15 protein-coding genes are annotated in these 11984 nt (G+C 67.2%); 9 read left to right on the forward strand and 6 right to left on the reverse strand.

What is annotated here, in order from left to right:
- Positions 1-62: 62 nt before the first annotated feature.
- Positions 63-716, reverse strand: coding sequence for a Crp/Fnr family transcriptional regulator (locus ACE3RQ_RS14670; protein WP_374522789.1), 654 nt, complete (start codon positions 714-716; stop codon positions 63-65).
- A 136-nt stretch (positions 717-852) separates the two neighbouring features.
- Between ACE3RQ_RS14670 and ACE3RQ_RS14675 the strand changes: the two genes are divergently transcribed.
- The 3 genes from ACE3RQ_RS14675 to ACE3RQ_RS14685 are packed head-to-tail and all read left to right on the forward strand — an operon-like array spanning position 853 to position 2602.
- On the forward strand, positions 853-1398 hold the full coding sequence (locus ACE3RQ_RS14675) for a cytochrome b (protein WP_374522790.1): 546 nt from the start codon (positions 853-855) through the stop codon (positions 1396-1398).
- A 23-nt stretch (positions 1399-1421) separates the two neighbouring features.
- The gene (locus ACE3RQ_RS14680) at positions 1422-1988 is read left to right on the forward strand and encodes a YceI family protein (protein WP_374522791.1); all 567 of its coding nucleotides are present in this window, start codon (positions 1422-1424) and stop codon (positions 1986-1988) included.
- A gap of 44 nt (positions 1989-2032) precedes the next feature.
- Positions 2033-2602 (forward strand): YceI family protein, encoded by a 570-nt coding sequence (locus ACE3RQ_RS14685; RefSeq protein ID WP_374522792.1) that lies wholly within the window; start codon positions 2033-2035, stop codon positions 2600-2602.
- A gap of 60 nt (positions 2603-2662) precedes the next feature.
- Here the strand turns inward: ACE3RQ_RS14685 and ACE3RQ_RS14690 are convergent, their stop codons facing one another.
- The 4 genes from ACE3RQ_RS14690 to ACE3RQ_RS14705 all read right to left on the reverse strand — a co-directional run bounded on the left by ACE3RQ_RS14690 (position 2663) and on the right by ACE3RQ_RS14705 (position 4819).
- Positions 2663-2917 carry a YkgJ family cysteine cluster protein gene (locus ACE3RQ_RS14690; protein ID WP_374522793.1) on the reverse strand — a complete coding sequence of 85 codons (255 nt, stop codon included), beginning with the start codon at positions 2915-2917 and terminating at the stop codon, positions 2663-2665.
- 5 nt (positions 2918-2922) lie between these two features.
- A complete protein-coding gene (locus tag ACE3RQ_RS14695; RefSeq protein WP_374522794.1) occupies positions 2923-3519 on the reverse strand; it encodes an NADPH-dependent FMN reductase in 597 nt (198 codons plus the stop codon).
- Positions 3520-3695: 176 nt separating this feature from the next.
- The gene (locus ACE3RQ_RS14700; RefSeq protein WP_374522795.1) at positions 3696-3866 is read right to left on the reverse strand and encodes a hypothetical protein; all 171 of its coding nucleotides are present in this window, start codon (positions 3864-3866) and stop codon (positions 3696-3698) included.
- Between the two features lie 764 nt (positions 3867-4630).
- Positions 4631-4819 carry a hypothetical protein gene (locus ACE3RQ_RS14705; protein WP_374522796.1) on the reverse strand — a complete coding sequence of 63 codons (189 nt, stop codon included), beginning with the start codon at positions 4817-4819 and terminating at the stop codon, positions 4631-4633.
- Between the two features lie 205 nt (positions 4820-5024).
- Between ACE3RQ_RS14705 and mnmG the strand changes: the two genes are divergently transcribed.
- From mnmG to ACE3RQ_RS14735, 6 genes are read left to right on the forward strand one after another with little or no spacing between them, the layout of a single operon-like run.
- Entirely contained in the window at positions 5025-6974 is a 1950-nt protein-coding gene (gene mnmG / locus ACE3RQ_RS14710) for a tRNA uridine-5-carboxymethylaminomethyl(34) synthesis enzyme MnmG (RefSeq protein WP_374522797.1), read from the forward strand.
- Positions 6971-7627 (forward strand): 16S rRNA (guanine(527)-N(7))-methyltransferase RsmG, encoded by a 657-nt coding sequence (rsmG, locus tag ACE3RQ_RS14715; protein WP_374522798.1) that lies wholly within the window; start codon positions 6971-6973, stop codon positions 7625-7627. The genes mnmG and rsmG overlap by 4 nt, the downstream gene beginning before the upstream one ends.
- 47 nt (positions 7628-7674) lie before the next feature.
- Positions 7675-8289, forward strand: a complete 615-nt coding sequence (locus ACE3RQ_RS14720) for a LysE family translocator (RefSeq protein ID WP_374522799.1) — start codon at positions 7675-7677, stop codon at positions 8287-8289.
- A 5-nt stretch (positions 8290-8294) separates the two neighbouring features.
- Complete coding sequence (locus ACE3RQ_RS14725; RefSeq protein ID WP_374522800.1) at positions 8295-9065, forward strand: ParA family protein; 771 nt, start codon at positions 8295-8297, stop codon at positions 9063-9065.
- Positions 9066-9073: 8 nt separating this feature from the next.
- Entirely contained in the window at positions 9074-9613 is a 540-nt protein-coding gene (locus tag ACE3RQ_RS14730; protein WP_374522801.1) for an RBBP9/YdeN family alpha/beta hydrolase, read from the forward strand.
- Positions 9614-9618: 5 nt separating this feature from the next.
- Positions 9619-10539: a ParB/RepB/Spo0J family partition protein gene (locus tag ACE3RQ_RS14735; protein WP_374522802.1), complete on the forward strand. Its 921-nt coding sequence runs from the start codon at positions 9619-9621 to the stop codon at positions 10537-10539.
- 16 nt (positions 10540-10555) lie between these two features.
- Here the strand turns inward: ACE3RQ_RS14735 and ACE3RQ_RS14740 are convergent, their stop codons facing one another.
- On the reverse strand, positions 10556-11980 hold the full coding sequence (locus ACE3RQ_RS14740) for an FAD-binding oxidoreductase (RefSeq protein WP_374522803.1): 1425 nt from the start codon (positions 11978-11980) through the stop codon (positions 10556-10558).
- Between the last annotated feature and the right edge of the window lie 4 nt (positions 11981-11984).

An 11984-nucleotide genomic window follows, 5' to 3' on the forward strand; every position in this document is an offset into this window, starting at 1 on the left:
ATTGGACCCGCGGCGGCGGCGCCCGTCTGTGACCGTGGTCACACAGCCACGAAGGGCGCCGCTCAGGCTGTTGGGCCGGCCGCGATGGCGCGCAGGCCCGCGCTGTCGCGGATGGCGATGCTCTCGCGGGAGAGTTCCACCAGGCCATCTCGCTCGAACCGGTGCAGCAGGCGGGTGACGATCTCGCGCACCGTGCCCAGTTCGTCGGCCAGGGCCTGGTGCGTGGTCTTCAAGGTTGGGCCGTGGCCCAGCAGGGCGGCGGCCAGGCGGCTGTCCAGGCGCTGGAAGGCGATCGCCTCGATCAGGCCGGTGAGGTCGGCCATGCGGGCCGCGAACAGGCCCAGCACGAACTGCCGGAAATCAGGGTCGGCCAGGGCGGTCTGGAAGTCGGCCGGTGGGAGCAGGCACAGCGTGGTGTCGCTGGTGGCGACGCCGCGCGCGGTGAGCGGCTGTTGCGCAAACAGGCCAGCCGACGACACCAGGCACATTTCGCCCGGTGCCACGCGGTACAGCTCCAGCTCGCGCCCGTTGGGCGCGGCGCGCGAGACCCTCACCTCGCCTGCCAGCACCAGCGGAAAGCCCTGGCAGGGGTCGTTCTCGCGGAACAGTCGGGTGCCGGGGGGCACGGTCATGGGGGTGAGCCTGGCCACCAGTGACGGCAGCGCGGCCAGCGCCGGGTACAGCGTCAGCAGGTCGGGCGGGGAGGTCTCTGGCATGGGCGGATTGTAGGAGTGCGGCCCGTGCGGGGCATGCAAGACGCGAACGGGTTGGCAAAGTTCATTCAAAATATTTGAACGTAGGGTTCAAGCCGTTTTGACCTGAGCCGCCAGGGCGCTCTCTACACTGCCGGGCATGCCTACCCCTTCCGTCGCCCGCTATCACCCCGTGGCCCGAGCCCTGCACTGGGTGCTAGGCCTGGCCATTCTGGGCCTGTTTGCCGTGGGTCTGTACATGACCGACCTGCCGTTTTCGCCGCAGCGGCTGAAGCTCTACAACTGGCACAAGTGGGCGGGCATGGTGATCCTGGGCCTGTCGGTGTTGCGCCTGCTGTGGCGCTGGGCCAAGCGCCCGCCGGCCTTGCCCGAGGCCATCGAGGCCGCCATGCCGGCCTGGCAGCGGCAGGCCCATCGCCTGACGCACCTGGGCCTCTACGCCTTGTTTTTCGTGGTGCCGCTGGTGGGCTGGGCCTACAGCTCGGCCGCGGGCTTTTCCATCGTGTTGTTCGGCCAGTTGCCGCTGCCCGACTTCGTGCCCGTGAACCCAGACCTGGCCGAAGCGATCAAGCCTTGGCACGAGCTCTCTGCCTTCGCCCTGGTGGGCTTGGCCCTGCTGCATGTGCTGGGTGCGCTCAAGCACGCGGTCATCGACCGCGACGGCTTGCTGCGCCGCATGCTCTGACCTTGTCTGTATTGGATTTTTCGATGAATACCCGCGTTTTGTCCCTCTCGCTGCTGGCCGTGGCCAGCCTGCCCCTGGTGGCCCAGGCCCAACAGGCCCTGGTGCCGGCGCAGAGCGAGATTGCCTTCGTCAGCCGCCAGATGGGCGTGCCGGTGGAAGGGCGCTTCCGCACCTTCTCGGCCCAGGTGGCTTTTGACCCGGCCAAGCCGGCGGCCGCCAACATTGCCTTCACCGTGGACACCGGCAGCGCCACGCTGGGCGTGCGCGAGACCGACGCCGAACTGCCCAAGCCGCTGTGGTTCAACGTGGCGCAGTTCCCCAAGGCCACCTTCCAGTCCAGCGCCGTCAAGCGCCTGGACGCCACCCGCTTTGAAGTGGCCGGCAAGCTCAACATCAAGGGCGTGAGCAGCGACGTGGTCGTTCCCGTGACCCTGGCGCAAAACGGGGCCCAGACCGTGGCCACGGGCGCCTTCCCCATCAAACGCCTGACCTTCCGCATTGGCGAGAAGGAGTGGTCGGACACCTCGATGGTGGCCGACGAGGTGCAAGTGAAGTTCAAGCTCACGCTCACCGGCGTGGGCAAGTTGTGACCTCTCCGTTTCCCGTTCCCTTTTTGTTCAACAGGAGTTTTTCCATGCGCCATTCCCTCGCCCTGCTGGCCGCCGCGGCTGCCCTGACCACCGGTGCTGCCCAGGCCGCCGACTACGCGATCGACCCGACGCACACCTTCGCCACCTTCGAGATCGGCCACTTCGGCACCTCGACCAACCGTGGCCGCTTCGACAAGAAGGAAGGCACCATCTCCTTCGACCGCGCCGCGAAGACCGGCAAGGTGGACATCACCATCGACGTGGGCTCCATCAACACCGGTACCGCCGCTTTTGACAAGCACCTGCAGAGCGCCGACCTGTTCAACGTGGCCCAGTTCCCCAAGGCCCGTTTCGTGTCGGACAAGTTCGTGTTCACCGGCGACAAGGTGACCGAGGTGCAGGGCCAGTTCACCCTGCTGGGCAAGACCCAGCCCCTGACCCTGAAGGCCAGCCAGTTCAACTGCTACGACAGCCCCATGCTCAAGCGTGAGGTGTGCGGTGGCGACTTCGAGGCCGTGATCGACCGCACCGCCCACGGCATGAACTACGGCATCGACTGGGGTTTTCCCAAGAACGTGCGCCTGATCGTGCAAGTGGAAGCCGTCAAGCAGTGATCGGCTGACGCGCGATGGAAGAGCCCGCCCCGTGCGGGCTTTTTTGTGCCCGGCGTGCGCTCAGGGGGCGGTGGCTTGCTCCAGCCTGCGCAGGAAGAGCAGGGCGTGTTCGCGGCTCGTCCCGCACATTTCGGCCGACGGCGGCAGAGAGCCGCACACCGCCGGGCGCTCGGGCAAGCCGAACAGCCGGCAGCGCAGGGCCTCGTCCAGGTGCGGGCAGGGCACGCCGGCCGGCTTGCCCTGGGGAAGCCCCGGCAGAGGGCTGCTGATGGACGGTGCGATGCAACAGGCGGCGCACCCAGGGCGGCAGTCCATGGGCCTCAGGCGCCCAGGCGCCGCCCGGCCCACAGCACCTGGTCCACCACGGCCTGCACCGATTGGCGAGCGGCCTCGCTGACCAGGCGGCCATCGGCGTCAAACGCCTCGTTGGCCTTGGCCACGGCAAACTGGTTCGGCGCCACCCAGCACTGCAGGCGGCGCAGCAGCGGTGCCAGGTGCGACAGGCTGTTGAGCCCGCCCAGGGCGCCCGGCGAAGCGCTCAGCAGCCCCACCACCTTGCCCGCGAAGGGCTTGGTGCCGCTGGTCCACTCGGGGTGGGCCTTGGCGGGGCTGGAGACCCAGTCAATGGTGTTCTTCAGCAAGCCCGTGTAGCTGCCGTTGTACTCGGGCGAGCAGACGATCCAGGCCGGGTGGGCGTGGAAGATCTCTTTCAGGCGAATGGCGGCCTCGGGCGTGCCGCGCGCTTCCAGGTCGGCGTTGTAGAGCGGCAGTTCGTGGTCGGCCAGTTCCAGGCGGGTCACCTTTGCGCCAGCGGCCTCGGCCAGGTCGGCCACCACCTGGGCCAGACGGCGGTTCAGGGATTGGCTTCGGGTGCTGCCGGCGAACACCAGCAAGGGGAGGGGGTGTGAATGGGACATGGGCAGCGATTGTGCCGGTAAGCCATGGGTGGGGGTGTTTCACGTGAAACGTGCCTCTAATCGACGGCTGGCGGCGCCTCCGGGAGGGGCGCCGCCAGGTTCACCTTGTCATGTGAACGGCACGCCTGAGGTTGGGCGGTTGCCTGTTTGCCTCAGGGCGTGCGGACGTGACTGATTTATCGCTTGCTGCGGGTTGGTGACGTCACCAGGGCCAGCATCTCGCCGCCGTTGGTGGCGGGTGCACTGGCGGTGGTGGATGCCTCGTCTTGCGCTGGCGCAGGGACGGTGGCGGCTTGGGCGGTGGCCAGTTGAGCCAACAGGGCCAGGGTGAACAAAGCGGTCTTCATGTGAGCCTCCTGAGAGTCGCCGCAACATCGCGGCACCTGTTGAATCGTCCGGCCAGCATGGCGCTGTATGGGGTGGCGAATCGGGTGGGTTGCAGCCGCTGCGTCAAACAGCCGGTGTGGTACAGCGGGGCTGGCGTCTATGGTGCCTAGCCCCCCGCTCGCACGGTCCCACCTGGCGCTTCTTTACATGCCGTATCTCCAAGAATTTGTCTTCATCGGGGTGGCGGTCTCATCGGCGCCAAGGGCAACCTGCGTGCGGTCAGCATGGGCGGGGCGTCCGCCCTGATACTGGCAGTGGCCGCCGGCGAGGGGCAATCGGTTCCGCATTCTCAACGGCAGCAATGGGCCTGCCATGTGCTTTATGAACGAAGCGGTTGCTGGAAGACCGGCTCACGTTACCCGGTTCAATCGGGCCGGGGTCTTGGCGCGACGGTGAGGCCAGTCGGTGGTGTTTTTCAGCAGATCCAGGCAGCTGTCGTCGTGCTTGGGCGAGCAGACCATCCAGATTGAGCGCGAATGGAGGGGGCTTTGGCCGGATGGTGGCTTCTGGCGTCCAAGTCAGCGTCTTGAAGGGGTGCTTGGTTGGCCTGCCCGGCGAGTGACCTATGCGCCAGCGGCTTCCTTGTCCGGATCGGTCGCTACGTACGCCACATGGCAGATCATGACTTGTGCAGACGAACCCAGGGCCAGCGGTGTTTCACGTGGAACACCGCTGGCTGGTTTTTGGGGGGTGTGTGGCTCAAGCCCGAAGGCCGGGTGCAGGCTTAGCGCTTGGTCGAGGACCGTCGGTTCTGCTGGTGCCCGGGTGAACCGTTTTCTTTCGCAGCTTTCGCCACGATCGGTACATCGTTGGAGGTGTCGGCGGATGCGGCGGCGCTCACGAATCGATCCGAGACGGCAGCTTGAACGGTCATCTGGGCGAGCAGTGCTAGGGTGAACAAGACGGTTTTCATAAGGTCTCCTGAGTCAGCCGCAACGTCGCGGCCTCTGCAGAATCGTTCAGTTGAGGGGGCAGCCACATCGCCTGGATACCCGGGAGGGGTGTTGTGCCTGCGCGCCGCGCACGGTGCATGAGCGCTTTGCACGCGATGCGGGCATCGGTGGGACAATCTCCGGTTGCCTCGGCGCGCACTCGTCGGGCCTCCGGAGTTCCTTTCCATGCTGTACCCCCAAGAATTTGACGTCATCGTCGTCGGCGGCGGCCACGCCGGCACCGAGGCCGCCCTGGCCGCGGCCCGCATGGGCTGCGCCACGCTGCTGCTCACGCACAACATCGAAACCCTGGGCCAGATGAGCTGCAACCCCAGCATTGGCGGCATCGGCAAAGGGCACCTGGTGAAAGAGGTGGACGCGCTGGGCGGCGCCATGGCCCTGGCCACCGACGAGGGCGGCATTCAGTTCCGCATCCTCAACGGCAGCAAAGGGCCGGCCGTGCGGGCCACGCGGGCCCAGGCCGACCGCATTCTGTACAAGGCGGCCATTCGTCGCATGCTGGAGAACCAGCCCAACCTGTGGCTGTTCCAGCAGGCGGTGGACGACCTGATGGTGGAGGGTGACCGGGTGGTGGGGGCGGTGACGCAGGTGGGCATCCGCTTCCGTTCGCGCACCGTGGTGCTGACCGCAGGCACTTTCCTGGACGGCAAGATTCACGTGGGCCTGAACAACTACAGCGCCGGCCGGGCGGGCGACCCGCCGGCGGTGAGCCTGTCGGCCCGGTTGAAAGAGCTCAAGCTGCCGCAGGGCCGCCTGAAAACCGGCACGCCGCCGCGCCTGGACGGCCGCACCATCGACTGGAGTCAGTGCACCGAGCAGCCGGGTGACCTCGATCCCGTGCCCGTTTTCAGCTTCATGGGCAAGGCCAGCATGCACCCCCGGCAGGTGCCCTGCTGGATCACCCACACCAACGAGCGCACGCACGAGATCATCCGCAGCGGCTTTGACCGCAGCCCCATGTTCACCGGCAAGATCGAGGGCGTGGGCCCGCGTTACTGCCCCAGCGTGGAAGACAAGATCAACCGCTTCGCCGACAAAGACAGCCACCAGATCTTCCTAGAGCCCGAGGGCCTGACCACGCACGAGGTGTACCCCAACGGCATCTCCACCAGCCTGCCGTTTGACATTCAGTACGCCCTGGTGCGCAGCATGAAAGGCCTGGAGAACGCCCACATCCTGCGCCCGGGCTACGCCATCGAATACGACTACTTCGACCCGCGCTCACTCAAGAGCAGCTTCGAGACCGAGCAGATCCAGGGCCTGTTCTTTGCGGGCCAGATCAACGGCACCACCGGCTACGAAGAGGCGGCGGCCCAGGGCCTGTTTGCCGGCATCAACGCCGCCCTGCAGTGCAAGGGCGAGGCGCCCTGGCTGCCCTCGCGCGACCAGGCTTACCTGGGCGTGCTGGTGGACGACCTGGTCACCCAGGGCGTGACCGAGCCCTACCGCATGTTCACCAGCCGGGCCGAGTTCCGCCTGCAGCTTCGCGAAGACAACGCCGACATGCGCCTGACCGAAGCCGGCCGCCGCATGGGCTTGGTGGACGATGCCCGCTGGGACGCCTTCTGCCGCAAACGCGACGCGGTTTCACGTGAAACCGAGCGCCTCAAAAGCACCTGGGTCAACCCGCGCAACCTGCCGGCGGAAGAGAGCGCCCGTGTGCTGGGCAAGGCCATCGAGCACGAGCACAACCTGTTTGACCTGCTGCGCCGCCCGGGCGTGCCCTATGAGGCACTGGTGGGCATGAACGGCGGCGCCTACGTGAACCCCGAGGTTTCACGTGAAACCCTGGGCGACCTGCTGGAGCCGGTGCTGGAGCAACTGGACATTGCCGCCAAGTACAGCGGCTACATCGACCGCCAAAAGGCCGAGGTCGAGCGCGCCGCCAACCTGGAGCACCTGAAGCTGCCGCCTGATCTGGACTACCTGCAAGTGAAGGCCCTGTCGTTCGAGGCGCGCCAGAAGCTGGCCAAGCACCGCCCCGAAACCCTGGGGCAGGCCTCGCGCATCTCGGGCATCACGCCCGCCAGCATCTCGCTGCTGCTGATTCACCTGAAGAAGGGCGGCTTCAAGGGCTTTGCCACGGTGCCCACCACGGAAGGCTCGGCCGCATGAGCGCCCTGAAGGACACCCTGGTCCAGGGGCTGGCCGCGCTGGAACTGGAGTTGGATGATGCCCAGGTGGAGCTGCTGCTGGCTTACCTGGCCCTGCTGCAGAAGTGGAACCGGGTCTACAACCTCACGGCAGTGCGCGAGCCGGCCGAGATGCTCACGCACCACCTGCTCGACAGCCTGGCGGCCGTGGGCCCGCTGCTGCGAGAGACCGACGGTCGCGCCCTGCGCCTGCTGGACGTGGGGTCGGGCGGTGGGCTGCCCGGCGTGGTGATCGCCATCGCCTGCCCACACATTGATGTGACCTGTGTGGACACCGTGGCCAAGAAAGCCGCCTTCCTGCAACAGGCCGCCGCCGCCTTGGCGCTGCCCAACCTGCACGGCCTGCACGCCCGGGTGGAAACGCTGGACCGTGAGAAGGGCCAGGGCTTCGACGTGGTCGCTTCGCGGGCCTTTGCCTCGCTGGCGGACTTCGTGAACTGGTCGCGCGGCGCGCTGAAGGTGGGCGGCGTGTGGATGGCCATGAAGGGCAAGCACCCGCAAGACGAACTGGCCTTGCTGCCGCCCTGGACCGAGGTGTTTCACATGGAATCGATCGCGGTGCCCGGCCTGCAGGCCGACCGTTGCATTGTGTGGATGCGAGACCGCCTGGCGTGAGAAGCGCTCACGTAAACTCCAGCGCTTCAACGCTTGAGGGGTAGCGCATGTTCGGCATCGCGGATTACGGCGCCTTCGTGGTCGCCATCGTCGTTTTTCTGGCCATTCCCGGGCCGGGCAACCTGGCGCTCATCACCTCCACCGGCAAGGGCGGCATTCGCGGCGGGCTGGCCGCCACGCTGGGCGTGATCGCGGGCGACCAGGTGCTGATGTGGCTGGCGGTGGCGGGCGTGGCCGCGCTGCTGGCGGCCTACCCGGCGGCGTTCAATGCGGTGCAGTGGGGTGGGGCGGCCTACCTGGCCTGGCTGGGCTGGAAGATGCTCACCGCCAAGCCGGGCGATGCGCCGGTGATCAACATCCGCCCACGCCAGTACTTTCAGCAGGCCGTGACCATCACCCTGCTCAACCCCAAGGCCATCGTGTTCTACATGGCCTTCTTCCCGCTGTTTGTTGACCCGGCCCGCCACCAGGGCCTGCTCACCTTTGGCGCCATGGCGGCCACCATCGCCGCGCTCACCTTTCTCTACGGCCTGGTCGTGGTGTTGCTCACCCACTTCCTGGCCGAGCGCCTGCGCGCCAACCCCGTCATCACCCGTTCGCTGGAAAAAGTGGCCGGACTCTTCCTCATTGGCTTCGGCGTGAAGCTGGCCCTTTCCAAATAAGCAGCATGGCAAAGATTTTCTGCGTGGCCAACCAGAAGGGCGGCGTCGGCAAGACCACCACCACCGTCAACCTCGCGGCCGGTCTGGCCAAAGTGGGGCAGCGCGTGCTGATGGTCGACCTGGACCCCCAGGGCAACGCCACCATGGGCTCGGGCGTGGACAAGCGCGCCATGGCCCTGTCGGTGTACGACGTGTTGCTCGAGTCCGCCTCGGTGAAAGAGGCCGCCATCTTTTCCGAGAAGTGCGGTTACCACGTGCTCGGCGCCAACCGCGAGCTGGCCGGCGCCGAGGTGGAACTGGTGGAAGAAGAGCGCCGCGAAAAGCGCCTGAAGACCGCCCTGGCCGAGGTGGACGCCGATTACGACTTCGTGCTCATCGACTGCCCGCCCAGCCTGAGCATGCTCACCCTCAATGGCCTGTGCTCGGCCAACGGTGTGATCGTGCCCATGCAGTGCGAGTACTTCGCCCTGGAGGGCCTGACCGACCTGGTGAACACCATCAAGCAGGTGCACGCCAACCTCAACCGCGACCTGCAGATCATCGGTCTGCTGCGCGTGATGTTTGACCCGCGCATCACCCTGCAGCAGCAGGTGAGCGACCAGCTCAAGGCCCACTTTGGCGACAAGGTGTTCAACGCCGTGATCCCGCGCAACGTGCGCCTGGCCGAGGCCCCCAGCTACGGCCTGCCCGGCGTGGTGTTTGACCCGTCTGCCCGTGGCAGCCAGGCCTTCCTGGCCTTTGCCGAAGAAATGGTGCAGCGCGTCAAAACCATGTGAGCCCGCCCATGAAACCCGAGAACGTGCTCATCCTGCCGGGCTGGCAGAACAGCGGCCCGGCCCACTGGCAAAGCCGCTGGGAAGCCCTGCACGGCTACCGCCGCGTGGACCAGCACGACTGGATGGCCCCGCGCCGGGGCGACTGGTCGGCCCGACTGGAAGAGGTGCTGCTGGGCTGCGACGAACCCGCCGTGCTGGTGGCCCACAGCCTGGGCTGCCTGCTCACCGCGGCCTGGGCCCTGCACTCGCGCAACACCCACCGCGTCAAAGCGGCCCTGTTGGTGGCGCCCGGTGACGCCGAGCGCGAGGAACTGCAGCCCGTGCTGCCGAGCTGGTCGCCCGTGGTCATGCAGCGCCTGCCCTTTCCCAGCGTGCTGGTGGGCAGCCGCAACGACCCCTATTGCACCTTTGAGCGTGCCCAAGCCATGGCCAGCGCCTGGGGCTCGCGATTCATCGACCTCGGCGACGCCGGGCACATCAACGCCGACTCCGGTCTGGGCGACTGGCCGCAGGGCCACGCCTGGCTCGACGAACTCAAGAAAGACTGATTGCCATGGTCACGAAAAAACCCAAGGGCCTCGGCCGCGGACTCGAAGCCCTGCTGGGCCCCAAGGTGGACGACGCCGCCGCCGCACCGGCACCCGCTGCGGGCGCACCCTCCACCCTGGCGTTGGACCAGATGGTGCCCGGCGTGTACCAGCCGCGCACCCGCATGGACGAGGGCGCCCTGTATGAGCTGGCCGAGAGCATCAAGGCCCAGGGCATCATGCAGCCCATTCTGGTGCGCCGGCTGGCCGCTGGCCCGAACGAGGGCAAGTACGAAATCATCGCGGGCGAACGCCGCTTTCGCGCCTCGCGCCTGGCGGGCCTGAGCGAGGTGCCGGTGCTGGTGCGCGAGGTGCCCGACGAAGCCGCTGCCGCCATGGCGCTGATCGAAAACATCCAGCGCGAAGACCTCAACCCCTTGGAAGAAGCCCAAGGCCTGCAACGCCTGGTGAAAGAGTTTGGGCTCACTCACGAGCAGGCTGCCCAAGCCGTGGGCCGGTCGCGCAGTGCCGCCAGCAACCTGCTGCGCCTGCTGCAACTGGCCGAGCCGGTGCAGACCATGCTGATGGCCGGTGACCTGGACATGGGCCACGCCCGCGCGCTGCTGAGCCTGGACAAGGCCTCGCAGATCACGGCGGCCAACCAGATCGCCAGCAAGAAGTTGTCGGTGCGCGAGGCCGAGAGCCTGTCCAAGAAACTCTCGGCCGAGTTCGCCCTGGTGCCGCAAAAGCCCAAGAAGGAAAAGTCGCGCGACATCCGTCGCGTCGAGGAAGAGCTGTCCGACCTGCTCACCGCCGAGGTGGAGGTGCGCGTGAAAAAGCGCGTCAAGCGCCACGGCCGGGTGGAGGAAATGGGCGAACTGGCCATTCAGTTCGGCTCGCTGGACGAACTCAACGGCCTGATCGACCGGCTTCGCGGAGGCCAGTGAGGCCGCCAGCCCGGGCTCAGATCGAAAAGATCTTGCCCGGGTTGAGGATGTTGTGCGGGTCGAGCGCGCGCTTGAGGGTTCGCATCATGGCCACGGCGCCGTCGCCGGCCTCGCTGCGCAGAAAGCCCATTTTGTGCAGGCCCACGCCGTGTTCGCCGGTGCAGGTGCCTTCCAGCCGCAAGGCGCGTTCCACCAGTTGGTGGTTGAGCTGTTCGGCGCGTTGGCGTTCGTCGGGGCTGTCGGGGTCGATCAGGTAGCCGAAGTGGAAGTTGCCGTCGCCCACGTGGCCCACCAGAAAGTAGGGAATGCCGCTGGCGTCGGCTTCGGCCACGGAGTCGAGCAGGCAGTCGGCCAGGCGGCTGATGGGCACGCAGGTGTCGGTGCTGATGGCGCGGCACCCTGGGCGGCTCTGGATGGCGGCGAAGTAGGCGTTGTGCCGCGCCGTCCACAGGCGGGTGCGCTCTTCGGGGGTGGTGGCCCATTCAAAGGCGTTGCCGCCGAACTCGCCCGCGATGTCTTGCACGGTTTCGGCCTGCTCTTTCACGCTGGCCGGCGAGCCGTGGAATTCCATCAGCAGCATGTGTTCCTCGCGCAGGCCCAGCTTGCTGTGGGCGTTGACCATGCGCACGGTGTTGGCGTCGATGAGCTCGCAGCGGGCAATGGGCACGCCGAGCTGGATCACCTGAATCACGGTGCGAACGGCGGCTTCGATGGTGGGGAAGGAGCAGATGGCGGCCGACACGGCCTCGGGCAGCGGGTAGAGCTTGAGCGTGACCTCGGTGATCACGCCCAGCGTGCCTTCGCTGCCCACCATCAGGCGGGTGAGGTCGTAGCCGGCGCTGCTTTTCTTGGCGCGGGTGCCGGTGCGAATGACCTCGCCGCTGGCGGTCACCACCTCCAGCGCCAGCACGTTTTCGCGCATGGTGCCGTAGCGCACGGCGTTGGTGCCGCTGGCGCGGGTGGCGGTCATGCCGCCGATGGAGGCGTCGGCCCCCGGGTCAATGGGGAAGAACAGGCCCTGGTCTTTCACGGCCTCGTTCACGGCCTTGCGGGTCACGCCGGGCTGCACGGTCACGGTGAGGTCGTCGGCGTTGATGGCCAGCACGCGGTTCATGCGGCTCACGTCCAGGCTGATGCCACCTTGCACCGCCAGCAGGTGGCCTTCCAGGGAGGAGCCCACGCCGAAGGGAATCACCGGCACCCGGTGCTGGGCGGCCAGTGCCACCGCGTCGGCCACGTCTTGCGTGCTCTCGGCGAACACCACGGCCGCCGGCGGCGGCACGGTGAACACCGATTCGTCGCGCCCGTGCTGTTCGCGCACCGCCAGGGCGGTGGAGCACTGGGCGCCAAAGCGCTGCTGCAGGGCGGCCATGAAGGCCTCGGGCACCGCGCGCGGCTCGATGGTGGGCAAGAGGTGGTCAGGGGCGGTGGGGGCGTTCATGCGG

It is taken from the genome of Hydrogenophaga sp. (genome assembly GCF_041913525.1).
Lineage (GTDB): Bacteria > Pseudomonadota > Gammaproteobacteria > Burkholderiales > Burkholderiaceae_C > Hydrogenophaga.